Below are 25,570 nucleotides of genomic sequence, written 5' to 3' on the forward strand. Positions count from 1 at the left end.
ATTATTTGCTTTCTTTACCGGCCTGTGGCGCTTGCTTCGTCTTCGCACTATCAACAGGCAGCATCAGCTTGCCCTTCTCCATACGCATAGAAAAATCCATCATATCGCCACTGCGGCTAGGTGCTACCTGACCCTGTATGTAGTCGTAACGATCCAGCGATATGCTATTGCTCTGCTCTGCATTGCGCACCACGATAGGACGCAGGAACACCATCAGATTGGTCTTGCCACGTTTCGCAGTCTGGTATTTAAACAAATTGCCAACCAAGGGCAAATCACCCAACAGAGGAACTTTTTCATTCGTATCTGATGCGCTGTCTTCCATCAAACCACCCAGCGCCAGAATTTCACCATCTTCCACCAGCACATTGGTCGCAATAGAACGCTGTTTGGTAATCAGCCCTGCAGCTGTCGTGGTTGCCGCCTCGTCCACACTGGAACTTTCCTGATAGATCGCAAGCTTGACCGTACCACCTTCAGAAATTTGCGGCTTGACGGTCAGTTTCAAACCAATTTCCTTGCGTTCTATGGTCTGGAAAGGATTCACGCCAGCGCCACCGGTCGAGGTGGAGGTCGTGAACTGACCAGTCACGAAAGGAACATTTTTACCAACCACCATTTTGGCTTCTTCATTATCCAGCGTCAGCAGATTCGGCATCGACAGGATATTGGTGCCACTCATGCCTTGCAAGGCATGTGCCACCGCACCCAGGCCCAGTTTGCCACCGATCTGGCGGAACAAACCTACCGTCAGACCATTTGACGGCGACGGTGTTTTGGATGTCGCGAGGCTCAGCAGATTATTGCCGTCTTTGGTGAACACACTGCCACCACCGACACGGTATTTACTATCGCTGTCACCGGTCAGGGCTGCCCATTGCACGCCGAATTCATCGGCTTTATCTGCGGCCACTTCGACGATCAGCGCCTCGACATACACCTGGGCACGGCGTGCATCGAGCTGATCGATCACAGCACGCAGATTTTTATATACCGCGTCGCTGGCTGTAATGATCAGTGTATTGGTTGCTGCATCGGCCTGAATAAAACCGGCAGCACCACCAGCAGTGCCGGAGGCCGCACTATTACTGCCTGAGGCCTGAGGCAAACCACCACCAGTCACACCGGTATTTGAACCCGCATTCCCCAGCGAAAAACCGGTACCGGTTTGTGCACCCGCACCTGCGCCGCCCGCTGGCGTGCTACCGCCAGTATTCGACAAGCCCGAACTGGCAGGCTGGGCACTGGTGTCGCCAGTCACGATAGAACGCAGGGTTGCCGCCAGCTTCACCGCCTCAGCGTTGCGCAGATAGACCACATGTACATTGCCCGGCAAGCTGGTAGGCTGATCCAGTTTGGCAACAATGGATTTCACCAGGTTGGCACGCGCTACCGAAGGGGCTCGCAACAGCAAAGAATTGGTACGGGAATCCGCCATCAGTATGGTGCGGCCCGCATCCGGCGCACCGGCACTGTTCTCGGTCAGACGGGTCACCATCACCGCCAGATCACTCGCGATGGCGTGCTTGACCGGGATCACATCCAGATCCACTGCGGCCGGTACATCCAGCGACGCAATGATCTTATTCAGACGCTTCAGATTATCCGCATAATCGGTGATCACTACCGAGTTATTGCCCGGATTGGCATTGATGGTATTGTTCGGCGAAATCAGCGGGCGCAGGATAGTCACCACGTTCGCTGCCGATTCATAATTCAGGCGGTACACCTGGGTCGCGACCTGATCGCCTTTGACGGATTCAGCACGTTCGCCCTGGATAGAACTGGTGGGGCCAGGCTGCAGCTTGGCATCCGCCTCTGGCACCACTTTATAAAAACCATCGGCATACACCACCGAATAACCTTGCAGACGCAAAGTAGAAGTCAGCAACTTGAAGGCCTGTTCCTTGGTCAGTGATTTTTCTGAGACCAGATTGATTTGCCCTTTAACGCGCGGATCGATGATGAAAGTCATGCCGGTGTAGTGACCGATGGCTTTCACGACGGCTTCGATATCGGCCGCTACAAAGTTCAGATCGACGGTACTGGCAGCGGGGTTCTGTGCATAGACCGGTGTCACCGCAAAGCAGGCTGCCACCAGCGCAGCAGCACTGGCCAACGCAGATAACGGGTACTTAGGTTTGCATAAGGAATGGCTGATCATGGCTGCCTTGTTTTTTGTTGGATATGTTTTCATTTGAACTCTAACGCGATTACATCCTTGTCGCCGTCTTTGCGGCGCTGCCCCAGCAAATTCAGTAAATTTGCCAACTTTGCTTCATGCCCTTCTTGCGCCCAGGCTTTGCCGGAAAACTGAAACCGGCCTCCTGTTACTGCGCCCTTACCACTTAACATCATCGGACCGGTGACGGTCATTAATCCCACATCTGCATTCAAACCACGCAAATCAAAACGCATTTCATAGCTACCCAAAGGCTTGACCGGTGATAAACGCGATGCCATCTCAGTCATCATCAGCTGTAACTGCCCATGCGCTTCGAATTGATTCGCCGATCTGGAAAAACGCAGATTCTGCCAGCTCAGATGCATCTTACCGGTCGGACCTATCGTATTCAAAGGCGCGCCCAAACCTTCCAATCGCTCCGTCGGCAATACCAACACCGAGGGGCTTACATAAAAATCCGAAAAATTTCCATTCAGCCTGACCGGCTGTGCCAGAGACTGAGCATTGCTCAGCTCCACATCCAGCTGACCGAGCAACAGCAAAGGCGAAATCTTCCAGCCAAAACGGCCCGGAAACAAGGGCGTAACCAGTCCATTTTTATCTGCCGCCACGCCAACAAAGGCCGAGCCTGTCCAGAACGACCCCTGCACATCACCCAGGCTCAAACGTCCATTGCTTTGCTTTTCTAATACCATCCCGAGCCAGCTGGCCGGTAAAAAAAACAGGATGGTGATCAACACACTGAGCAGCGGGATCAGCAACCAGACTATACGTTTCATCATGCCATTACCTAAATTACACACTGACCATTACTGCAAATTGGCACGTTGTTGTCTCAGCGTCAGATTCACATTGACCTGACCAGTTTCCGGCAAGGCATTCAGTTTGGCCTCATCCACCACCACACGCGCAGATTTTTGTAGTTCCACCAGCCATTCCATCACGTTGGCATAGGAAGCAGACTGTATCTGTAAGCGCACCACTTCATCCACCACACTCAGGGTCTGCGCTTTCATGCCACGCGCACTTAAAGAATTTTCTATCGATTCACGGCTGACTGGCTCCACCATCTGATTCAGATTGGCAGCCAGTTGCGCGTATTGATTATTCATCGCCGTCATTTCAGCCAGCTTTTGACGGTTTTGCGGTATCTCTTTTTGCAAGCGGGCGACACCGCTTAAAGCCGGATCAATCAGTATCATAAACAGCAAAGTGAGTAACAGCACCACGGCGGCTGCGCTCAGCATTTTTTGCTCACGCGGATTACGCGCATTCCAGTACAGGAAAAACTGAGCCAGTAATTCTTTTTGCATTATTTTTTTCCTCCGGCTGAAATATGCAATACCCCGTCCGAACCGGCTTCCATTTTCAACGCTTGCTCTGCCAGTGCCTGCCGCAGTTCATCCACCGGAACACCGGATACGGATTTGAGTTTCACATGCAGGGCATGATCCTTAAATTCGACATACGTGATAGCAGCGCCTTTGCCCGCCATCACCCTGTCCCAGACCTGAGCAAACTGCGCATCCAGAATGGCAAAGTCATTTTGTGCAAATTGGCCGGACAGGCGTCGGGCCTGATCCAGTTTCTGCTCCATTTGCTTAGGCAAATCTGAACTCAGCGTATCCTTCGGAAAGCTGGAGCGGTAAGTCTGTACGATGGCGTCATTCATCGCTTTGGCTTCGCGCTTCAGCGTGAACCATTCAAAATTCAATGCGGCGATATTCACCAACACTACAGCCGCAGCCAGCCCCAGCGGCCAGCGCCAGGCAGCCCAGTCTATTGCCGGTTTGTGCAACGCTGAAATATCGAGCATCAGATCCGGCACGCGTGCCGATACCGATGCCAGACGACTACTCCAGTTCAATGCCGCAAAACTCCAGTCTGTGCCCAGTCCTGTGCTTTGCGCGATGCTCTGCACCGCCTGCAATTCCTGCGCCGGCACCAGTACATGCAGCGCCGTGCCGCCAGCAATCAGGTTCAGCATGCGTAACGCGTCTTCGGTGCTGGTATCCGCCAGACTCAGACCGGCACCGTCGAGCACGCCTTTTCTGAGGCTGATCTCAGTATAGCCTTCTGCTGTTTCGAAAGCGGCACTCGCCGCATCCATAGCGGGCGCGGCTTCCAGCAGCAATTGGGCTGGAAACGCAGTAATCTTGCGGACATTCCAATCTTTGACCAGATTGGCTGCGGTCTCCAGCCAGGCACGATCAGTCACAGCAACCTGCACCTTACCATCGGATACTTCACCGGCGACCATGGCGGCGTCCGCCGGGTCCGAACTCAGTTGTTCTTCGATCAGATTCGGCAAAGCCTGCTTGAGCTTGGCAGCAGTCATCGGGGGCACGGCCACGCTGAGCAAACTGACATCCGACGCAGCCAGCAGCAGCGATAACTGGCGCGCACCGTCGGCCAGACTGCGCAATTGTGCCAGCGTCTGCTGCCCTTGCTGCATCAGTTGCCCTTCGGCGGAATACAGCGCAAAAGACAAAGGGTTAGTTAGCCAGTCAGGGCGGGACTGCGCCACACCCCTGGGGGGCAAAGAAATATACAGTGTACTTGCCATTTTTTATTTAATTTTCCCTGACCCAAAGCACATTGGTCGTTGCATCATCCGCCCGCTCGATCAGCGCACTGACATCCAAAGCGGAACGGTTCATTTTTACTTTTCCATTCACTACAAAAAAATTGGTCCAGACCTGCGCATCTTTTTCCGTCATCCCCTTGGCTTTCTCAGGAAAACGGTTTTGAAAATCAGGCAAATCACGGAAATAAGCACGGTCACGGCTGGCAACGATCAGTGCCGCATCCCCCATGCTGACGCCATTGATGCGGGCAGACAGCACTTCCGGTGATGCAGTATTGAGATTAATCGGCGTAATTCCGCCGCGACGAGGCAGAACGGTGACATAGAATCGCAACTTGAGCAACATTTCCGGGGTAAATCCGGGTACGGACAGCAAATCATCGACCTGCATAAAGCGTAAATACTGCACTTCAAATTGTGCATTGCCGGGCTGATCGGTGACGGTTTTATTCGGATCGGGTGGCGCACTGTCGGGTGCACCTTTAGGTACCACCGGTTTGCTCTGAGTTTGTGCCAGTACCGCAGCGGCACGTTTTGCCAGTTCCGGACTCATACGCAGATTGGTGAGCAAGCGCGCAAAAACCGCAACTTCTCTCGCATCTGCCATGCCGTCGGTGGCCAGATTATTCAGGTTATACAGCGCTTGTGCATCGACGATTTGGCCGGACAGACTGGCCTCGCTGGCATCGGTATCCGCACGTCCGTTTTCCACGTATTGATCGAGCCGGGTATCTTCCAGCTTGACCGACCAGGGTTCGCCCAGATGATCAACTTTGGCCGACTGACGCGCGTCTTCGCGCAGGATCAGACGGGCCCAGTCGATGGCGCCACGCAAAATCCATTTTTTTTGTAATTGCATGCGCTGATTTTCTATCGAGCGCACCTGCACCTGCTGCTCCCAGAACAGGCTGGCGACTATGGTAATAGCCAGTGTGGTCAACAGCAGTGCTGTGACGACAGCCACACCGCTTTGTTTTTTCTGTGCTTTGCGTGGAGTCGCCATCAGCTCGCTCCCAGCAAAAACACTTTAATCATGGGCGCGTCCCGTCCCTGAACTTGTAGCGAGACTTCCAGCCCTGACAGTTTTTCTGTTTTTGGACCATGCGGGACTGGCGGAAAGGCCGGATTCTGCGGCGTTTGCCCGCCCGGATTCTGTACGTCATTGCCACCGACACGCCAACCGGTTTCGCCCTGCTTCCAGGTGCGCATCGCGATCGAATTCACGCCAGTTTGTAAGGTGATGACGCGTGCGCCGTCAGTATCACCGATGGCACTTTCCCAGTCACGCTCTAAGGCCAGAATTTCACGCTGCGGCGGCAATTCGCGGCGTCCCAGCGCACCTTCCACCACACTGTAAGCCACCACCTGATAGCGAACTGGCTGCCCATCCTCAAAAACGGAACGTATCAACACCAGTTTATTACCCGCCGCATTGAGTACACTGCGTCCCGGCAGCATGACCGCATCCATCAGGTGGGCGCAATCATTCTCCATCTGGGCAAATGCGAGTTGTATGCCACGGGTCTGGGCCATGTCGGCATTCAAAGCCTGGCGCGCACGCACGATGCTATCCAGTCCGCGCCAGCCCAGCACGGCGACGATCGCCAGGATAGTGATCGCTACCAATAATTCGATTAAGGTAAATCCCGCGCTGCGCGTGAGCTTGAGCTTGACCTTATAAGGCATTTGGCACCACCTGGGTCAGCTTGATAATCCGGCGTTCAGGTTTGCTAATTTCAGTCACATAGACTTCAACCCGCCGGAATGAGGGATTCGGTGTGGCGATTACGTGTTCTTCACACATGAGTTTGAGTTCGGCTTGCGGGCATTCAAAACTGCGCTCACCCAGTGCTGGCCATTCACGTGCCAGGCGTATTTGTGCCAGCCGGTTTTCGGCAGACCAGGTGGCCATCATGGCGGCGCGCAAGTCGCCACTATTCTGTGTCAGGCTGCCTATCGCGCGCAGGCTGGCACTCAGTGCCGTACCCACAATCACCAGTGCGACCAAGACTTCAAGCAGGGTAAATCCCTGCTGACGCGTAGACAAAGACTTACTCAACATTGAAATGACCTACTCCATCCGCCTGTATGCTGACTGAGGCATCACCTGAGCGCAGTGTCAGCACAAAAGGCTTATCCACCGGCTCGCGTCCAAACACAACACGCGCAGCCAGTGCACCATTGGCTGCGGGCGGGTCCATCAGCAATTCCATAGGAGAGACTTCAAACTGCCGCTCACGCAATAACTCATCCTTGAGCGGCGACCATTGTTGGTCCTGACGTATTAAAAAGCGGTAGGCAAACTGGTCGGCTTCAAAAGCCACTGGCAAATTGCGCAGTATGGCTTCATCACGCGCCAGTTGCAGCAAAGACGCGATGCGCTTGGCATCGGTTTCCAGACGCTGACGCTCACCGGGCATGGCATTCAGACTGACCATACCCAGCATGATGCCGGCGATCACGACCACCACCAGCATTTCAAGCAAAGTGAAACCACGTTGCCGGCGCAATACTGCTTTCACAGATTACTGATCCCAGGAGCCGATATCGGCATCTGTGCCTGCACCGCCAGGCTGACCGTCAGCACCGTAGGAAAACACATCTACTTCGCCTTTTACGCCAGGCGACAGATATTGGTAAGGATTGCCCCAAGGGTCTTTCGGCATTTTTTCCAGATAGCCACCGGTTTTCCAGCCATTTGCAGCAGGGCCTGTGGTTGGCTTAGTCAACAAGGCTTGCAAACCCTGTTCAGTCGTCGGGTAGCGCTGATTATCGAGGCGGTATAACTTTAAGGCTTGCATGATCACGGAAATATCCTGTTTGGCAGCAGCGATCTGTGCCTGATCAGTACGCCCCATCACTTTAGGCAAAACAACGGAAGCAAGGATGCCCATAATCACCACGACCACCATGATTTCAATCAGGGTAAAACCGGCTGAACGGCGACGCTTGGACAGCGAGACAGAATGCGATTGCGAAAACAACATATCAGTTCCTAACAGAAGAATTTCAGAATCCGTGTCAGCCCATTCAAGCACAAACAGGCTGGCGAACAAAAAGTGCAAGGAAGTATAAAGCGTGATAATAATAAAGCTACAGGCTTTTCCTAAAAATAAAAAAAATTTCTTACCTGATCACATATAACGTTACTTTTCTCCCACCTTCTGCTCACATACTACGCACTAAATCGGGCTTAACCCAGTTTTAAAGGCAAACTGCGCAAACGCTGACCAGTTAACTGGAATACTGCACTGGCCAGCGCCGGCGCCAGTGGCGGCACACCGGGCTCGCCCACGCCTTCCGGCGCTTCGGCGCTAGGTATGATCACGGTTTCTACCAGCGGCGCCTCGTTCATGCGCAGTACCGCATAATCATGGAAATTGCTTTGCATGACGCGTCCCTGCTCTATCGTGATCTCGCCGTAGAGCGCCGCACTCAGCGCAAAGATGACGGCAGACTCCATTTGCTGTGCGATTCCAGCCGGATTGACGGCAATCCCGCAATCAATCGCGCACACCACTTTATGGACCTTAATTTGCTTAGCCTCAATTGACACTTCAACCACCTGGGCCACGATAGAGCCGAAAGAGCGGTGTATCGCCAGGCCATGCGCGCGCCCTGCAGGAACCGCACCTGCCTTCTCCACCGCGGCATTCAATACCTCCAGATGACGGGGCTGCTGCGCCAGTAACTGACGCCGGAATTCCAGCGGTGGCTGTTGTGCAGCCGCCGCCAGCTCGTCAATAAAACTCTCTTTGAAAAATGCATTATGCGAATGCCCGACCGAACGCCAATAGCCGAGTGGAACTGGCGTGGGTACAATTACATGCGAGGTTTTCTGATGTGGCAGTGCATAGGCATGATCGAATTCGCCTTCCGCTGTGGTTTTATCCGGCCCGGCACCCGGCACACCAAAGCTGCGCTGCAAGACTTGGTGCGTGACCGATCCAGATGCAGAACGGTTCAGATACGCCAACACCTGACCCTGGGCATCCAGCGCGGCGGTGAAACGCGCCAGCGCCGCTGGCCGGTACATATCGTGAGCAGTATCTTCTTCCCGGCTCCAGACCAGCTTGACCGGCCGTCCTTCGGTCTGACGCGCGATCGCAACGGCCTGACGTATCATGTCCACTTCCAGCCTTCGTCCAAAGCCACCGCCCAGATAGCACATGTGCAATTGGATTTTTTCGCTTGCGATATTCAACATAGAGGCCGCGACTGCCACAGCGACACTGGGCACCTGGGTCGAGACCCATAAATCCAGCTGACCATCTTTCCACTGCGCCGTGCAGTTAATCGGCTCCATCGCCGCATGCGCCAGGAAGGGAGCACGGTATTCGGCTGTGATCATTTTTGCGACCTGCTTGCTGGCGAATCCGGCCGCTACATCACCGCGCTCATAATACGTAAATCCGGATTCCTGCTCTAATTTTTCTGCCAGCTCGGCAAACACTTTGGCACTTGATAGCTGACTGTGGGGGCCAGCATCCCACTCAGTTGCAAGTGCCGGTAGCGCCTGGCGGGCAGCCCAGTAGCTGTCCGCGACCACCGCCAGCCCCGCATAGCCATGCTCACCCGCAGCGGTGGTCAGATCGACCACCTGCTTCACACCAGGCTTTGCCAGGACGGCTTTGCTATTCCAGGATTTAGGCTTACCACCGATCACCGGCGTCAGGCTAAGTGCCGCATATAACAATCCCGGCGGATGTGCATCGATCCCGAACTGCGCTTTACCGTTGACCTTGAGCCCAGCTTCACGACGTGGCTGCGGCGTACCGATCAAACGGAAATCGGCTGGCTTTTTTAATTGAATATGAGAGGGCTGCATGTTGACTGCCGTCGCAGCCAGCTCTCCATAGCTCAGTTGTTTGCCTGAGCTGTGCAAGACCTGACCGGCCTGAGTCGTGCATTCTCCGGGCTGAACCTGCCATCGCTGCGCGGCAGCGGCCAGCAACATCGCACGCGCAGTGGCACCGGCTTCGCGCAAAGGCTGCCATGCATCTTTTACACTGGAAGAACCACCAGTCACCTGCAAGCCCAGCTCCCGAGCGGTTTTCAGGGTCATCCATTGTGCCACGCGCTTCAAGACGCCATCATCATCCGGATGAAATGGCAAACCATCGGCCAGCATAGCCATGTTTCCATAGATTTTGTCGACAGGTGCAGCGAAAGGCGTCACGCTGGACAGAGGCACATCCAGCTCTTCTGCCACCAGCATTTGCAAAGCGGTATGGATGCCCTGCCCCATTTCGCTGCGATGCATGGCGACGCCAACCTGCCCGTCGGCTGCAATGCGTATCCAGCCATTGAGCGCGATCTCGCCTTCATGCACAGGCAGGGTCTGGCTCCCTTTGAGTCGCTGGCGCGGCGGCAATACGCCCCAACCCAGAATCAGGGCACCGCTGATACCCAGACCACCCAGCAAAAAACGCCGGCGGCCAGATTTTGTTTTTTCTGTCATGATGAGTCTCCACACACCTTGCCGGGTTTGATTTTTATACTCCGGTTCCTGCTGTTACGAAATGATCTCAGGTATTACGACGCGGATACCCCTGCGCCAGGATGCGTTGCCAAACCTGTTCTTTTTGTACCTCATCCATAAACACCCATTGCGCCACTTCTTCCACCGAGCGGCCACAGCCACGACAAATATCGTCAAAAGTGGTGGAACACACAGCGACACACGGCGTATCGGGTCTGGGTTGAGTTTCTTTGGTCATACTTATTCTCCTGCCAGCACTGAACCCGATTTTTACTTACACGCAATAGCAACGTAATAGTAAAGCAAAGTTCTCAGCGTGGATAAATTCAATTTGGGGGCAATATTCTATTTTCTGTCACGCCAAGCCCTGACAGACGCTTGCTGGCGGTTGACACCCGCTGCAATGCACGGGAGAATTCATGCTGTACTGCACAATTCCTCAAGCTCTGACGACACGGGCAGAGTCACAAGCACCTCATTTCGCATTCGTTAGCGCACATTTGGTACACATTTAGTACACATTTTTCCTGGCATGCACTAAGCTGCCTGAGGGAAAAGTTTTCATATTAAGAAAGCAGCATCCATGGCCCAAGATTTTTTTCAAACCCTGATTTTACTGATATTGGTCACCGACCCCTTCGGTAACGTACCGATTTTCGTCGCTGCCCTCTCCCATGTCGCACCAGAGCGCCGTTGGCGCGTGATTGTACGCGAATGTGGAATCGCCTTCGTGTTGCTGCTGTTGTTTATGTTTTTCGGTAAAAACTTCCTGACTGCTTTGCAGTTATCCGAAGTTTCGATTCGTATAGGCGGTGGTGTGATCCTGTTCCTGATTGCGTTGCGGATGGTATTCCCGCAAGAGGGCGGCATTTTCGGCGACACCGAAGAAAATCATGAACCGTTTATCGTCCCACTCGCCATTCCGGCCCTGGCTGGTCCTTCCGCACTGGCAACCGTATTGCTGTTCTCATCGGACAATAACCAGGAAATGCTGGTACACCTAGGCGCACTGACTACCGTTGCAATCGTCTGGCTTGTGGTCTTGCTGGGTGCAGAACGCATGCAAAAAGCCTTGGGCGCGCGCGTGATGACGGCGTTTGAACGACTGATGGGTCTGATCCTGGCCGCGATGTCGATAGAAATGCTGCTGGCAGGCTTCCGGGAATATGTGCGCACACTGATCTGAGCACGCCCAATCTGATCAAGCTGCCTGCTGCCGGGAACGCACAATTCCTGCCAGCAGGCTTTTTTACGGCCTGTCAGTGAAGGCCTGTGAACTCTGGCGATTTAAATTACGTGTGCTCAATTTAAATGCTAGCAGGCCCTAGTGATTAAAGGTAAAGTAACCCAGCAGGAACAGCGCCAGTGCAATCAGAAATTGTTTCCAGAATTGTTTGTTCATCATCGTTGCCTCAGCTTGATTCAATGGATCTGATTAAATGACCTGTTTACTTTTGAAGGCAGCAATTTGTTCGCTGCTATAACCCAGACTTTGCAGTATTTCTTCATTATGCTGCCCCAATTGCGGCCCCAGCCAATTGGTGGCGCCCGGCGTGACTGACAGCTTGGGCGTGACGGCAGGCAGCTTGACCGGACTGCCATCGGCAAAGCTGTGCTCCTCAAACATGTGTCGCGCCAGGAATTGCGGATCCTGCATCATATCCCTGACCGAGTAAATTTTCCCGACCGGCACATCCGCTTGTTGCAGGCAAGCCAGTGCCGCATCGATAGACTGGGTGCTGCACCATTGCTGAATGGCGGCATCGATTTCTGCGGTACGCGGCACCCGGCCATCATTTCTGAGCAATTGCTGATCATTAGCCAGATCATCCCGCCCTATCGCCTTCATCAGACGATGAAAAATCGCATCACCATTCCCCGCGATGACGATATTGTCACCATCAGCGGTGGTATAGGTATTCGATGGCACGATACCGGGCAAGGCACCGCCAGTGCGCTCTCTGACTACACCGGCCACATCAAATTCCGGCACCAGTGATTCCATCAGATTGAACACCGATTCATACAAGGCCACATCCACCATCTGCCCCTGACCAGCGATACAGGCTGCGCCCTGCTGCCCGTTCCAGCGGCCACCGGTCACATCACGATGCCGCAGCGCCATCATCGCACCGATCACGCCATGCAACGCTGCCACTGAATCGCCGATGGATATGCCTACCCGTACCGGCGGCCGGTCAGCATGGCCCGACACATAACGCAGTCCGCCCATCGATTCACCGATCGCACCAAAGCCCGGCAAATCGCGCATAGGCCCGGTCTGACCATAACCGGAAATGCGCACCATGATAGTTGCCGGATTGATCGCTTTCAAATCCTCATAACCAAGCTGCCATTTTTCCAGCACGCCGGGCCGATAATTCTCAATAATGATATCGGCATCCAATGCCAGTTGTCTGGCAATTTGCTGCCCTTCATCCGATTTCATATTCAGGGTCAGGCTTTTCTTATTGCGCGCCTGCACACTCCACCATAGCGAAGTGCCATCCTTCAGCACCCGCCACTGGCGCAAGGGATCGCCCGCATCTGGCGCCTCTATCTTAATCACTTCGGCACCAAATTCTGCCAGCATACGCGCGCAAAACGGGCCCGCAATCAGCGTCCCCAGTTCCAATACCCGGATACCGGCCAGAGGGCCGCGTGCCGTCGCGGCGGCCTCATGCGCCGCTTGCTGATTCTGCGTCTGAGTCGGGTGTTGAGTCTGATTCATGGCCAGGAAAAAAGTGTGAGCTGAGCGATTTCATGCGCGATATTGCGTCTTGCGCTGTGCTCATAGAGTTCAAAAAAAGTGTCAGTGAAATACAGTCGTGGGCGCTCCAGAAATTGCGTAAGCAGCTTCTTGCGTCCGGCGCGATATAGCATGCCCGGCACCCACTGATATTCAGCCTGTATCGCTTGTGTATAGGCCTGATAAACCTCAGCGCTCTGCCCCAGGATCGCCAGGTCAAAGTCCAGAAATAAGGGCAAATCAGGTATAGCCAGTTCATTTTCAGGTACGTGGTGCCCGGCTGTCGCCACAATACAGGCTACGACAGCATCAATGATCGCAGCATCTGTGCCGAATTGCTTCAGCCAGTAAGCTGCCTGCAGTGCGCTTTGCGCCTCATTGTCCTTAGCCCGGGTATCGTAAATTACATCATGAAACCAGATCGCGGCATCCACTACCAGCGGGTTGGCCAGATGGTCGCGGTATTGGCGGGCATAGCGTAACAAGGCCAGAATATGGGAAAACTGATGATAGTGACGCTCAGGCTGTACATAGTGTTGATACAGCCAGTCACGGCAGCTTTGCGCCTGCACGGGATCTGCCTGCAACTGCTGCATCAGTCCATCCCAACAGGCTGACAACTCAAGCATCTGATCCGGGCTCAGCGACTGCATCCGCGACTCAGGTAGTGCGCCGGTCCAGCATGGCACGCGCTATTGTGCCGGGATCGACATATTCGAGTTCACCGCCGACCGGAACACCGCGCGCCAGACGGCTGACTTTCACACCGCGTGCTTTGAGCGTCTCGCTGATGTAGTGTGCGGTGGCCTCACCCTCATTGGTGAAATTGGTCGCCAGCACCACTTCCTGCACCAGGCCATTGGCGGCTCTGTGCATCAGCTTATCGAAATAAATATCCTTGGGGCCTATGCCATCGAGCGGCGACAAACGCCCCATGAGTACAAAGTACAGCCCCTTATACATCAGGGTCTGCTCTATCATCATCTGATCGGTAGGCGTTTCCACCACACATAACTGACTGGCGTCACGTGATGGATCAAGGCAGGTTTCACAGATCTCGGTCTCTGTGAAGGTATTACAGGAGGCGCAATGCTGGATGCGGTCAACCGCATTCAGCAAGGCATGACCGAGCTCGGAGGCGGCCGCACGGTCGTGCTGCAGCAAATGATAGGCCATGCGCTGCGCTGATTTTGGCCCGACGCCGGGTAAGCGACGCAGAGCCTCAGATAAAGCTTCTAAACTGCCGTTTTTCTTCACGTTCAGAATGGCATTTTGAAACCAGGTGGCAAAGGCATGCCAGCCGTCAGTCCTGCCATTTTTTCCTGGCTGGTGGCTTCTGCTTTGCGAACTGCATCATTGAACGCCGCTGCGACCAGATCTTCCAGCATGTCTTTGTCTTCGGCCAGCAGTGAAGGATCGATACTGACGCGCTTTACATCATTTTTGCAAGTCATGACGACTTTCACCAAGCCTGCACCAGCCTGCCCCTCCACTTCGATCAGTGCGAGCTGATCCTGGGCTTTTTTCATATTGTCCTGCATCGCCTGCGCTTGTTTCATCAGACCTGCGAGTTGATTTTTCATCATAATGCTTACTCCTGCTTATCCATCACTAAATTACGGGTTTAATCTGCACAAACCAGTCAGTCTGCATCGGCACTACACCGAAACACGCTGCCGGAAGTACAGCACTTTATTCATCAACACGAACGACAATCAAGCCGGACGCACAGAACCCGTCACGATGCTCGCGCCGAATTCGCGCATCAGGCTTTGTACAAAGCCATCATTCTGTATCGCCTGCTCAGCCTGTTGCTGACGCACTTCGCGCTGCGCAATTGCCTGCGCATTGGCAGTGAGTTCCACCGCACCGATCTGATGTTCGACCCTGACGGTTTTACCGAAACGTTCAGACAAGGCGGCACTGAGTTTATCGAGGCTACCTGCCGACAGCAAAGTCGCAACCGGCACCCGCAACTGAAACACGAAGGCATTGCCGTCCTCGCGACAATTGATCAGCTCACTCTGCTGTGCCAATTGTTGTGCCACACCGCGTACCGGCAAACTGGCTGCCAGATCTGGCCAGTGACCGTCCCAGGACAGCGCTGCGACCGGCGCGCGCCATAATACACGATCATCAGCCAGAGGCTCAAGCACAGTGGGCTGAACCAGCGGCGCTTCTTCTGGCGCACTGTCAGCCTGAACCTGGGGCGCAGGCTGCATGCTGACTGCCGGTGCAGAGCGAATCGGCCGGGGCGCTGGCCGGGCAGCTGGCTGAGCGGCAGCAAACATGGGATCATCATCCCAAGGCGGCGGCATGTCATCGAGACCCACCGGTTGCGCGCTGGCTTCGATCTGCTGCGCAGTCAGCGGCGCGCTGGGCAAATTAGGCGCTGGCGCTGCAGCCTGCACAACTGTCGCGGCCGCTACAGCCGGCTTAACTGGCAATGGTGCCGGGATGGGTGCGGCGGCCGGGGTCACTATTGCGACAGGCTGAACCGCAGTAACCGCAGGTGCCTGCGGTGTGGCAACCACTGCCTCAGGGGCAGTATTTTTTGCAGCACCGGGTTTAGCACTGGCTGCACGCGCAGCAGCTAATGCAGCCATCGCCGGACTCATAGGCTTAGCAGCCGCTGAGCCCGCTGCCGCTGTTACTGCCGCGCTTGCGGCTGTAGTCGTTGCCGATATGGCAGATGGAGCCAAGGACGGTGCTAAGGATGATGCTGAATTCGCGCCGGGTGCAACAGGTGCCTGCACCGGAACTGCCGTTCGCGCGGCAGAGGGTGCCACCAGATTCGCAACAGCGGCTCCGCCACTGCCAGGCTGTGCCGCCCTGAGCGCAGCCTGTGCCGGCGAAGCTGCGCGGGCACCAGCGGCCGGACCTGAGCCCGATGGCGCAGTTGGTGCTGCCGGTGTGGGTGACGAAGCTGGAATCAGACCACTGCCATCGATAGGATGGAAAGCCAGCATACGCAACAGCGTCATGCTGAAACCCGCATACTCATCAGGTGCCAATGCCAACTCATTTTTTCCATGCACCGCAATCTGATAAAACAACTGCACCTGCTCTTTAGAGAATTGCAGCGCCAGACGCAGGATATGTTCCCTTTCAGGGATATCATCCGGCACCGCTGATGGCACCATTTGCGCCACGGCGAGCTGATGCAGCAAACTGCCCAGATCCTGTAAAGCCGATTTATACGACAGGCTGCGTGCCGCCATTTCATCCGCCACGTCGAGCAAGGCTTTACCATCGCTGATTGACAATGCATCGAGCAAGCGGATCAGATAGGATTGATCCAGTGCGCCCAACATGCCCTGTACTGCTTCCAGACTGACCTTACCGGCTGCATAGGCAATCGCCTGATCAGTTAAGGACAAGGCATCGCGCATCGAGCCATGCGCGCCCTGCGCCAGCAAACGCAGCGCCGGGGCTTCAAACGCGATCTGCTCTTGTCCCAGAATATTTTCCAGATGACCTACGATATGGCCAGGTGGCATCTGCTTAAGATTGAATTGCAGGCAGCGCGACAAGACTGTGACCGGGATTTTTTGTGGATCAGTCGTAGCCAGAATGAATTTCACATGCTCAGGCGGCTCTTCCAGCGTTTTCAGCATGGCATTGAACGCATGATTGGTCAGCATGTGCACCTCGTCTATCATATAGACTTTGAAGCGCGCATTAGACGGTGCGTAAATTGCCTGTTCCAGCAGAGAGGCCATTTCATCGACACCGCGATTAGATGCCGCATCCATCTCGATATAGTCGACAAAGCGTCCGGCATCAATCGCGGTACAGGCTTCGCACACGCCGCAAGGCTGCGCAGTAATGCCTTTTTCACAGTTGAAGGATTTGGCCAGTATGCGCGATAAGGTCGTTTTACCGACTCCGCGGGTACCGGTGAACAAATAGGCGTGATGCAGACGCTGCTGCTCCAGTGCATGCGTCAGGGCACGGACAACGTGCTCCTGCCCCACCAGCGTTTCAAAGCTTTTGGGACGATATTTTCGGGCGAGAACTTGATAAGACATCCTGCGATTTTACCCTATTCGGTCAGTAATACAGCGTGCAAAGTAAGCCGGTCGCACTGCCAACCACTAACGATCAGCAAACATCAGCGGCAGAATCAGCTTTAGCACCTGGCAAAAGCAGGATTTTCCGACATTTCCAGCGCCAGCGGTCGTTTTTTTTTAACAAAACCGAATGGGATAGCAACTGCAACAGATGGCAGCACGTCCAGTCGCTTACTCAGGAACCCGCGTAATGGCGGCCTGCGCCAGTTGTTTTTCTATGCGATCCAGCAAGGCATCGCGCTCGCGCAACTCCAGTCGCAGCGCATGCACCTCACGGCTCAGTGAACGTATGTCCGCATGCAGCTCCTGCTCCAGCTGCTCCTCTTCTTCTTCCACAAACAGCGCTGCGATATTCGCGGTCACAATAGAAAACATCGCATATCCGAGTAGCACAATAAATACCGCAAAAATTTTTGATGCAGGTGTCGAAGGCACAATATCACCATAGCCTACAGTGGCGATCGTCGTGAAAGCGAGCCAGACGCCATTCGCGTAGCTATGCACATTCGGCTCCAGCCAGTAAAAACCTCCACCCGCTGTCGCCAGCAGCAACAAGGCCAGCACGATGACCTGTACCAGATGACTGGGCTTCATATGACGCAATACCAGTGTGGCGATACGCATCATGATTGCAGCGCACAGCGCCAGCCGCAATAGCCACTCGACCAGACTCCACTCGGTAGCAGAAGGCAGACTACTCAACACACAGCCAAAGACGATACCTACATCCAGGATCAGCTTACCACTGCGCCTTTCCTGAAAACGGTTTTTACGCCACTGCACCCAGGTATCCACAGCAATCAGCAAAGCCACCATGGCATACAGACTATGACCTACGGTACGGGTCAATTCATTATCGCCCGCCAGTAATAAATAAAAGGCCGGGATAGACAGCATCAATCCGGCCAGCAGCAAAGGACGGCTGAGCCAGATCAGAAAGCGTTGCGTGACCGGGTAGGCGCGTTTAGCACCAGAGCTCTGTACGGATTTGGGACGTCCCACGTATCACCTGAGTCTGAAGAAAGTTAACGAAAGATACCTTCAGGATATGCATGCCATCTCTGTAGACATACCTCATGATACCGGATACAAAAGCAAAAAAGCACATGCCTGCATGTGCTTTTCAGCGAACGTGTGACGGCGACGTCTGTTTATTTATACACGCCGCAGCCAACAAAATAATTGTCGACCTTTTCCACATAACTGGATTTCGCTTCCAATGCCTTACTCACCGGATTCGGCCATTGATAATCGACCCAACCCTTACCTTTGGCATTAGTCAGCTCTATCATTTCCTTGATAATGAATTTGTCGCCAGCGCGCATTTCCAGCAGATTTTTACCCTGCATTTTGGGGTTCACGCCATGACTTAGATTGATGCCATTCTGATCGTAGACAAATAAATACAGATCGCGGTCATGAAAGCTTTTATTGGCCGGATTGGCAAATTCTGCAAATGCCTTTTCTTTGCCAACTTCTTTAATATAGGCGATGCCTTTTTTCACCATCGCGATCGCATCGTCAGAGCTGCCGCGATCCTGCGCCTGTACGGAACCGAGTGCCATCAGACTCAAACCCAGCACCAATACACTTCTGCGTAATATCTTCATCTTATCTCCCCCAGGTTAATCCAGCTATCGGCATTAGATTAACCCAAAGCAATTTAATGGCAAGCACTATGCATGTGCATCTGCAGCAAGCTCGATCTGGATCAAACTTTGTATGACAGTCAATGAAAACCAACAGGAATTCCAATGCATGCTACTGCAGCAGCGAAGGAAACGTGAAAACCAGGGATTGGTGGGGGATAAAACGAGGTAAGAAGGAAAGCAAGGTTGGCGAGCCTGATCTGCGGCACTTGCGGGAAATGATTGTGGCTGCTTCGTTCCCGACCTGACCAGGTTGACCATGCCGCAATGCGCAGGGGCCCGCCAGCGCGCATTATAGCGCAAAGCGCCAGCTTACGGGGAGTTTTCTGAATGAGTCAATCCAGGTACTTTTTCAGCCCGCCTTTTCAGAGCTTCATACAGCCATACGTGGGTTTCATCACACACTCACCTCCTTGCCTGACAGAGCAGCTACATTCTGCATATTCCGGATTGCGTCAACCTAAGCACGGCAAATCCCGGATATCAGAAGGCACAGCATTTCAGCTCAACCCCTGCATTCATCACAACCAACAGGAAGGCACATGGAACTACGCATACAGCATCTGAATAAAACTTACGATAACGGCGTCAAGGCGCTCAATGACATTTCGCTCACTATACCTGCGGGCATGTTCGGTTTGCTCGGGCCAAATGGTGCCGGAAAATCCACTTTAATGCGCACTCTGTCCACACTACAGGATGCCGACAGTGGCAGCGCCACGCTGGACGGTATCAATATCAGCGAAAACAAGGATAGTGTGCGTCGCGTACTGGGTTATTTGCCGCAGGATTTTGGTCTCTACCCGAAAGTCAGCGCCTATGACTTACTGGATCACTTTGCGAGCCTGAAAGGCATCAGCCAGAGTAAACAAAGAAAAGAAGTGGTGGAAGCCCTGCTACACCAGACGAATTTATACAATGTCAAAAACAAGCATGTAGGCGGTTTTTCTGGCGGCATGCGGCAGCGTTTCGGTATTGCGCAGGCATTGATAGGCGATCCTAAGCTCATCATCGTGGATGAACCGACTGCAGGACTGGATCCGGAAGAGCGCGTGCGCTTCCACAATCTGTTATCCGACATTGGCAACGACAAAATCGTGATTCTGTCCACCCATATCGTGGAAGATGTGGCTGACCTGTGCAATCACATGGCTGTGATACGCCAGGGTCAGGTGGTCTTACAGGGACAACCTCTGCCACTGATAGAACAAATCGCCGATCAGGTCTGGAAACGCTTCATCGACAAATCTGAGCTTGCGCTTTACCAACAAGAATTCCGTGTTATTTCCAGCCGTTTGATATCAGGTCGCACCCTGATACATGTGTATGCCGAAGACCAGCCAGCCGAGGGCTTTACGCCCGCACACGCGAATCTGGAAGATGTCTACTTTGCGGCCATGGCTGGCTTACTCGGCACCTCCGCTGCAACAACGACAGCAAGTACTGCAAACGTCTGAGGATAGCCCATGTTGACGATATTACAGTTTGAACTGCGGCAAAAATTCCGCAGCATATCGACCTATATTTACTTTCTGATGTTTTTTGCGCTGGCCATGCTGTGGGTAGCCGCTGCCGGCGGTGCATTTTCCGGTGCCACGATCAGTTTTGGCGGTAAAACTTATATCAATGCGCCCAGCTCCATTTCGCAAACCATTACCTTCCTCGGTTATCTGGGGACAGTGATCGTTGCCGCCATGATGGGACGCGCGATACAGCAGGATACTGAGCACAATATCTGGCACTTCTTTTACACCCTGCCCTTACATCGCGCTTCTTATCTGGCAGGCCGCTATCTGGCTGCGCTGATTACGCTGCTGTTTGTATTTTCCAGCATCGCTTTAGGTGCATGGCTGGGCCTGTATCTGCCTGGGATAGAACCAATCCGGGTTGGTCCACATATTGCGAGCGCCTATGTCCTGCCCTACTTTTTTTCTATCATTCCAAATCTGATCACTTTTGGCGCGATTTTCTTTTTCCTGGGTGCGACACTAAGGCGCATGCTGCCGGTCTATGTTGCGAGTGTGGTGTTACTGATCGGTTATCTGATCGCCGGCGCCTTACTGAGCGATATGGACAACCGTAACCTGGCGGCCATGATCGATCCCTTTGGTTCGCGCGCGATCTCACGTCTGACCGAATACTGGAGCGTGGATGATAAAAATACCCGTCTGATTCCTTTAGCCGGAATTTATCTGGCCAATCGCCTGTTGTGGGGCAGCATAGGACTGATCACACTGGCACTGTGCTTCTGGCGTTTTCAATTCAGTGCGGCCAGCGTAACCGGCAAGCAGAAAAAAGAAACGATAACAGCGACGCCAGCCAGCCTGCGGGTTCCCAGCGTCAAGCCGGATTTTGGGAAGGCGCATTTGTGGCATTTGTTCCGCGCCCAGACCTGGCTGAATTTGCGCGAAACCGTAAAGAATGTCTACTTCATCACGATCGCCTTGTGTGGCGTGTTGTTTATGTTCGCGACGTCCACTGCCATCACTAAGATGTATGGCACGGCGACCTATCCGGTCACCTACGCAGTATTACAGGTGATGAGTGGCAGCTTCGCTTTATTCATGCTGATCATTACCACCTTCTATGCGGGGGAACTGGTGTGGCGCGAACGTGAAGCGCGTATCGCGCAACTGATGGATGCCTTACCGGTACCAAATGCTTTGCCCTTTTTATCCAAACTCAGCGCCCTGATCCTGCTGCAAGGCATATTGCTCGCAGTACTGATGGTATGCGGCATACTGGTGCAGCTGTTTCATGGCTACACCCAATTCGAACTGGGCCAGTATCTGTACCAGTTGTTCCTGTTGCAATGGCCAGACTATATGCTGCTCGCAGTATTAGCCATGTCTTTGCAGGTCATCGTCAATCATAAGTATGTCGCTTATTTTCTGATGATACTGTATTACATCGCAGGTATCGCCCTGCCAGCGCTCGGTGTTGAGCATCCTATGGTCATCTATGGCAATACGCCCAGCGTGACTTATTCGGCACTGAATGGCTATGGTCACTTTATTCCCGCAATCCGCTGGACCCAGGCTTATTGGGGCGGTGCCGCCCTGATGCTGGTGGCGGCCAGCCTGTGCTTCTGGGTACGAGGTACCGGCAGCGACTGGCGTGGCCGCCTGCATACAGCGCGCGCACAGTTAAGCGGCAGCACGCTGGGGCTGGGCAGCATGGGTGCCTTGCTGTTCCTGCTGTGCGGTGGCGTGCTGTTTTATTTCTATAATATCGTCAATAGCTATAAAACCAGCTATGACAATGAAGTGGCGCAAGCTAACTACGAAAAGAAATACAAGACGCTGGAAGGCAAGCCGCAACCACGTATCAGCGATGTCAAACTGGCCGTCGACATTTTCCCTGACCGCCGCAGCGCTGCCATCGAGGGTGAATATCAGTTGGTGAACCGCACAACGGAAGCAATCAGCGAAATCTATATCCTGCAAAATGACGAGGCCGAGATCCGGCAATTAAGTCTGGAGTCGCCAAACACTGTTGGCATTCGCGATAAAGATAACGGCATGTACAGCTTCCGCCTGCAGCCTGCACTGGCGCCCGGCGCCTCTGTCCGTCTGCGCTTCCGTCTGAACTATGACGCGCACAGTTTCCTGGGTATGAGTAAACGCGATACGGTGATCGCTAACGGTACTTTCTTTAACAGCACACTGATGCCGCACATAGGCTATCAAAGCAATGTTGAACTCAGTGAAGATAAACTCAGACGCAAACACGGTCTGAAAGAAAAAGAGCGCATGCTGCAGCGGGATGACCCACGCGGCCTGGCCAATAGCTATATCGCTAATGATGCAGACTGGATACGCTTTGATGCGACAGTATCCACCAGCAGCGATCAGATGGCGATTGCGCCCGGCAAGCTCGATAAGCACTGGGAGAAAGACGGACGCCGCTATTTCCATTACAGCGTGGATCAGCCTATCCTGAACTTCTATTCTTTCCAGTCCGGCCGCTATGCCGTCAAACAGGCACAGTGGAATGACGTTGCGATCGAGATCGATTACCAGCCGGGTCACGAATACAACCTGGACCGCATGGTCAAAGGCGTACAGGAATCGCTGACCTATTACAGCAAAAACTTCGGCCCCTATCAACACAAACTGGTCAGGATTATCGAGTTCCCGCGCTATGCCGGCTTTGCACAAGCTTTCCCGAATACCATACCGTTTTCGGAATCGATAGGCTTCATCGCTAAAGTTGACGATAGCAATCCTAAGGATATTGATTATCCGTTTTACGTGACTGCACATGAGGTCGCCCATCAGTGGTGGGCGCATCAGGTGATTTCAGCCAATACCCAGGGTGCCACCACGCTGGTGGAAACGCTGGCGCAATACTCAGCGCTGATGGTCATGAAGCAGACCTATGGTGAAGCGAAAATGCGTAAGTTCCTGAAGTATGAACTGGATGCCTATTTACGCGGACGTGGTCAGGAAAGGAAAAAGGAGCAGCCGCTGGCATTCAATGAAAACCAGCAGTACATCCACTATAACAAAGGCAGTCTGATCATGTATCTGATGCAGGATCAGTTAGGTGAAGATCAGGTCAACCGTGCTTTGCGTGAGGTCGTTGCACAGTACGCCAACCATGGCGCACCGTATCCGACCAGCCGTGTGCTGGTGGATGCCTTGCGCCGTGTGGCACCGGCCGACAAACAACAGATGATCACCGACGCATTTGAATCCATCATCCTGTATGAAAGCCGCGCACTGTCAGCCACCGCCAAAGCAATCGGCGCAGACCAATATGAAATCACGCTCAAAGTCAGCAATAACAAACTGAAGGCGGATGAGTTTGGTGCAGAAAAAGAAGTCGCACTGAACGACAGCATGGACATAGGCGTCGACGATAAAGACGGCAAACCTTTATTACGTGAACGCCATCTGATACGGCAAAAAACCGGCGAGTACAAGTTAATTGTCAGCGGCAAACCGGCCAAAGCCGGGATAGATCCTGACAATAAGTACATAGACCGCAAACCGGACGACAACCTGATACAGATAGAGTTTCAGGATGGCGGCAAATAAGCAGTACACCGTTTAGTTTTTGGCAGCAAAAAGCCGCAAGCATCACACAGCAAGCTGTTGATGCTTGCGGCTTTTTTTCGGCTACAAGAATATTCAGTCTATCTCGCCTTCATGAGGAGCCTAGGCGACTGAGAACAGCACAGGATAGACATACGAAACACCAAGACCTAAGCCTGATGCGCTTCTCCAGCCAAAATGCAGCCAGCAGGCTCATGTATACTCAGTCATCCATTTCAACTCATGACAAAAGCTGACTCATGGCCGGCGCCGGATTTCACAAGCCCAGTTCCTGCCAGATCTGATCGACTCTGGCTTTCACTTCAGGCGACATGGTGATGGTGGTGCCCCATTCACGGTCGGTTTCGCCCGGCCATTTATTGGTCGCATCTATCCCCATTTTTCCTCCCAGGCCACTGACTGGCGAAGCGAAATCCAGATAATCGATGGGCGTGTTGTCGACCAGCGTGGTGTCACGCACCGGATCGACGCGGGTGGTGATGGCCCAGATCACTTCTTTCCAGTCACGTACATTCACGTCTTCATCCACCACCACAATGAACTTGGTATACATGAACTGACGCAGAAAACTCCATACGCCAAACATCACGCGCTTGGCATGACCGGGGTAAGCTTTCTTCATCTGCACCACGGCCATGCGATAGCTGCAGCCCTCAGGCGGCAAATAGAAATCGGTGATCTCCGTGAACTGCTTTTGCAGCAAAGGAATGAACACTTCATTCAGCGCCACTCCCAATACCGCCGGCTCATCCGGTGGTTTGCCTGTGTAGGTGGAATGGTAAATCGGATCGCGCCGCATGGTAATGCGATCGATGGTAAATACCGGGAACCAGTCCTGCTCATTGTAATAGCCGGTATGGTCGCCATACGGCCCTTCCAATGCATGCTCATAGCCGGAAGGATGGTTTTCATCCGGATAGATGTGGCCTTCCAGCACAATTTCTGCCGATGCCGGCACCCGTAATTCGCTGCCGATTGCCTTGACCAGTTCAGTGCGGCTGCCGCGCAGCAAACCGGCAAACTGGTATTCCGACAGGCTGTCCGGCACCGGCGTGACTGCACCCAAAATCGTCGCCGGATCGGCACCCAGCGCCACTACGATAGGATAAGGCTGGCCTTTGTTGATGAGGGCATGTTCACGAAAATCCAGTGCACCGCCACGATGTGCGAGCCAACGCATGATGACCTTATTGCGACCCAACACCTGCTGACGGTAAATCCCCAGATTCTGGCGCTTTTTATTGGGCCCCTTGGTAATCACCAGCCCCCAGGTAATCAGCGGCGCAATATCCCCCGGCCAGCAATGCTGTATCGGTAAACGCGCCAAATCCACATCCTGCCCTTCCCACACGATTTCCTGACATTTCGCGCCTCGCACTTCTTTCGGCGCCATATCCCACACCGCTTTCACCAGCGAGCCCATACCCAGCAGGTCTTTAAATCCTTTCGGTGGCTCTGGCTCTTTGAGTGCGGATAACACATGACCGATCTGGCGTAATTCACTCAGATCACTGGCACCCATACCCAGCGCTACGCGTTTAGGCGTACCGAATAAATTCCCCAATACCGGAATGCTGTGTCCGGTCGGATGGCGGAATAACAGCGCCGGACCTTCGGCACGCAGGGTACGGTCACAGATCTCAGTCATCTCCAGATGCGGGGAAACCTGGACATCCACCACTTTTAGTTCATCCAATTGTTGCAATTGAGAAATAAAATCTCTCAAATCCGAATATTTCATCATTTTTCGCTTTTTTCTCTATCTGAATACGCTGGTCAAGCTAA

At 53.6% G+C, this 25,570-nt stretch carries 22 protein-coding genes and 1 other RNA gene; 3 read left to right on the top strand and 20 right to left on the bottom strand.

Translation table 11 applies throughout. The features are described from left to right. Position 1: 1 nt before the first annotated feature. The 11 genes from gspD to H8K47_RS06345 form a co-directional block, all read right to left on the bottom strand. A complete protein-coding gene (gspD, locus tag H8K47_RS06295; protein ID WP_230405107.1) occupies positions 2–2,197 on the bottom strand; it encodes a type II secretion system secretin GspD in 2,196 nt (731 codons plus the stop codon). Further along, complete coding sequence (gspN, locus tag H8K47_RS06300) at positions 2,194–2,967, bottom strand: type II secretion system protein N (protein WP_186880566.1); 774 nt, start codon at positions 2,965–2,967, stop codon at positions 2,194–2,196. The genes gspD and gspN overlap by 4 nt, the downstream gene beginning before the upstream one ends. 27 nt (positions 2,968–2,994) lie before the next feature. After that, positions 2,995–3,498 (bottom strand): type II secretion system protein GspM, encoded by a 504-nt coding sequence (gene gspM, locus H8K47_RS06305; RefSeq protein ID WP_186880567.1) that lies wholly within the window; start codon positions 3,496–3,498, stop codon positions 2,995–2,997. Continuing rightward, a complete protein-coding gene (gspL, locus tag H8K47_RS06310) occupies positions 3,498–4,751 on the bottom strand; it encodes a type II secretion system protein GspL (protein WP_186880568.1) in 1,254 nt (417 codons plus the stop codon). The genes gspM and gspL overlap by 1 nt, the downstream gene beginning before the upstream one ends. Before the next feature lie 7 nt (positions 4,752–4,758). Further along, entirely contained in the window at positions 4,759–5,775 is a 1,017-nt protein-coding gene (gspK, locus tag H8K47_RS06315; RefSeq protein ID WP_186880569.1) for a type II secretion system minor pseudopilin GspK, read from the bottom strand. Then, positions 5,775–6,458, bottom strand: a complete 684-nt coding sequence (locus tag H8K47_RS06320) for a PulJ/GspJ family protein (protein WP_186880570.1) — start codon at positions 6,456–6,458, stop codon at positions 5,775–5,777. The genes gspK and H8K47_RS06320 overlap by 1 nt, the downstream gene beginning before the upstream one ends. After that, complete coding sequence (gspI, locus tag H8K47_RS06325; protein WP_186880571.1) at positions 6,448–6,834, bottom strand: type II secretion system minor pseudopilin GspI; 387 nt, start codon at positions 6,832–6,834, stop codon at positions 6,448–6,450. Before gspI ends, H8K47_RS06320 begins: the two co-directional genes overlap by 11 nt. After that, the gene (gene gspH / locus H8K47_RS06330) at positions 6,824–7,294 is read right to left on the bottom strand and encodes a type II secretion system minor pseudopilin GspH (RefSeq protein WP_329605114.1); all 471 of its coding nucleotides are present in this window, start codon (positions 7,292–7,294) and stop codon (positions 6,824–6,826) included. The genes gspI and gspH overlap by 11 nt, the downstream gene beginning before the upstream one ends. A 3-nt stretch (positions 7,295–7,297) precedes the next feature. Further along, positions 7,298–7,759 carry a type II secretion system major pseudopilin GspG gene (gene gspG / locus H8K47_RS06335; RefSeq protein WP_186880572.1) on the bottom strand — a complete coding sequence of 154 codons (462 nt, stop codon included), beginning with the start codon at positions 7,757–7,759 and terminating at the stop codon, positions 7,298–7,300. Between the two features lie 206 nt (positions 7,760–7,965). After that, positions 7,966–10,233, bottom strand: coding sequence for a xanthine dehydrogenase family protein molybdopterin-binding subunit (locus H8K47_RS06340; RefSeq protein ID WP_186880573.1), 2,268 nt, complete (start codon positions 10,231–10,233; stop codon positions 7,966–7,968). Between the two features lie 67 nt (positions 10,234–10,300). Continuing rightward, complete coding sequence (locus tag H8K47_RS06345; protein ID WP_186880574.1) at positions 10,301–10,492, bottom strand: DUF1289 domain-containing protein; 192 nt, start codon at positions 10,490–10,492, stop codon at positions 10,301–10,303. A gap of 345 nt (positions 10,493–10,837) precedes the next feature. Here H8K47_RS06345 and H8K47_RS06350 point away from each other — a divergent pair, with 345 nt between their 5' ends. Further along, positions 10,838–11,440, top strand: coding sequence for a MarC family protein (locus H8K47_RS06350; RefSeq protein WP_186880575.1), 603 nt, complete (start codon positions 10,838–10,840; stop codon positions 11,438–11,440). A gap of 249 nt (positions 11,441–11,689) precedes the next feature. Here H8K47_RS06350 and H8K47_RS06355 read toward each other — a convergent pair whose 3' ends face one another. The 8 genes from H8K47_RS06355 to ffs form a co-directional block, all read right to left on the bottom strand. Further along, the gene (locus H8K47_RS06355; RefSeq protein WP_186880576.1) at positions 11,690–12,985 is read right to left on the bottom strand and encodes a CaiB/BaiF CoA transferase family protein; all 1,296 of its coding nucleotides are present in this window, start codon (positions 12,983–12,985) and stop codon (positions 11,690–11,692) included. Further along, positions 12,982–13,656, bottom strand: coding sequence for an HD domain-containing protein (locus tag H8K47_RS06360; protein WP_186880577.1), 675 nt, complete (start codon positions 13,654–13,656; stop codon positions 12,982–12,984). Before H8K47_RS06360 ends, H8K47_RS06355 begins: the two co-directional genes overlap by 4 nt. 7 nt (positions 13,657–13,663) lie before the next feature. Then, positions 13,664–14,260, bottom strand: coding sequence for a recombination mediator RecR (gene recR, locus H8K47_RS06365; protein ID WP_186880578.1), 597 nt, complete (start codon positions 14,258–14,260; stop codon positions 13,664–13,666). 2 nt (positions 14,261–14,262) lie between these two features. After that, a complete protein-coding gene (locus H8K47_RS06370) occupies positions 14,263–14,589 on the bottom strand; it encodes a YbaB/EbfC family nucleoid-associated protein (protein ID WP_186880579.1) in 327 nt (108 codons plus the stop codon). Positions 14,590–14,718: 129 nt separating this feature from the next. Further along, on the bottom strand, positions 14,719–17,034 hold the full coding sequence (locus H8K47_RS06375; protein WP_186880580.1) for a DNA polymerase III subunit gamma/tau: 2,316 nt from the start codon (positions 17,032–17,034) through the stop codon (positions 14,719–14,721). Between the two features lie 213 nt (positions 17,035–17,247). Further along, positions 17,248–18,078 carry a potassium channel family protein gene (locus tag H8K47_RS18610; RefSeq protein ID WP_329604147.1) on the bottom strand — a complete coding sequence of 277 codons (831 nt, stop codon included), beginning with the start codon at positions 18,076–18,078 and terminating at the stop codon, positions 17,248–17,250. A 149-nt stretch (positions 18,079–18,227) separates the two neighbouring features. After that, positions 18,228–18,686 (bottom strand): cache domain-containing protein, encoded by a 459-nt coding sequence (locus H8K47_RS06385; RefSeq protein WP_186880581.1) that lies wholly within the window; start codon positions 18,684–18,686, stop codon positions 18,228–18,230. A gap of 224 nt (positions 18,687–18,910) precedes the next feature. Further along, positions 18,911–19,009: signal recognition particle sRNA small type (gene ffs / locus H8K47_RS06390), an RNA gene on the bottom strand. A 258-nt stretch (positions 19,010–19,267) separates the two neighbouring features. On the opposite strand from ffs, the gene H8K47_RS06395 reads away from it, so the two are divergent. Both H8K47_RS06395 and H8K47_RS06400 read left to right on the top strand, forming a co-directional pair. Further along, positions 19,268–20,182: an ABC transporter ATP-binding protein gene (locus H8K47_RS06395; RefSeq protein WP_186880582.1), complete on the top strand. Its 915-nt coding sequence runs from the start codon at positions 19,268–19,270 to the stop codon at positions 20,180–20,182. A 9-nt stretch (positions 20,183–20,191) separates the two neighbouring features. Continuing rightward, positions 20,192–23,767, top strand: coding sequence for an ABC transporter permease/M1 family aminopeptidase (locus H8K47_RS06400; protein WP_186880583.1), 3,576 nt, complete (start codon positions 20,192–20,194; stop codon positions 23,765–23,767). A gap of 274 nt (positions 23,768–24,041) precedes the next feature. Here H8K47_RS06400 and ubiD read toward each other — a convergent pair whose 3' ends face one another. After that, positions 24,042–25,526, bottom strand: a complete 1,485-nt coding sequence (gene ubiD / locus H8K47_RS06405) for a 4-hydroxy-3-polyprenylbenzoate decarboxylase (RefSeq protein WP_186880686.1) — start codon at positions 25,524–25,526, stop codon at positions 24,042–24,044. Between the last annotated feature and the right edge of the window lie 44 nt (positions 25,527–25,570).

The sequence above is a fragment of the Cognatundibacterium rugosum genome (assembly GCF_014284365.1).
GTDB lineage: Bacteria > Pseudomonadota > Gammaproteobacteria > Burkholderiales > Burkholderiaceae_D > Undibacterium > Undibacterium rugosum.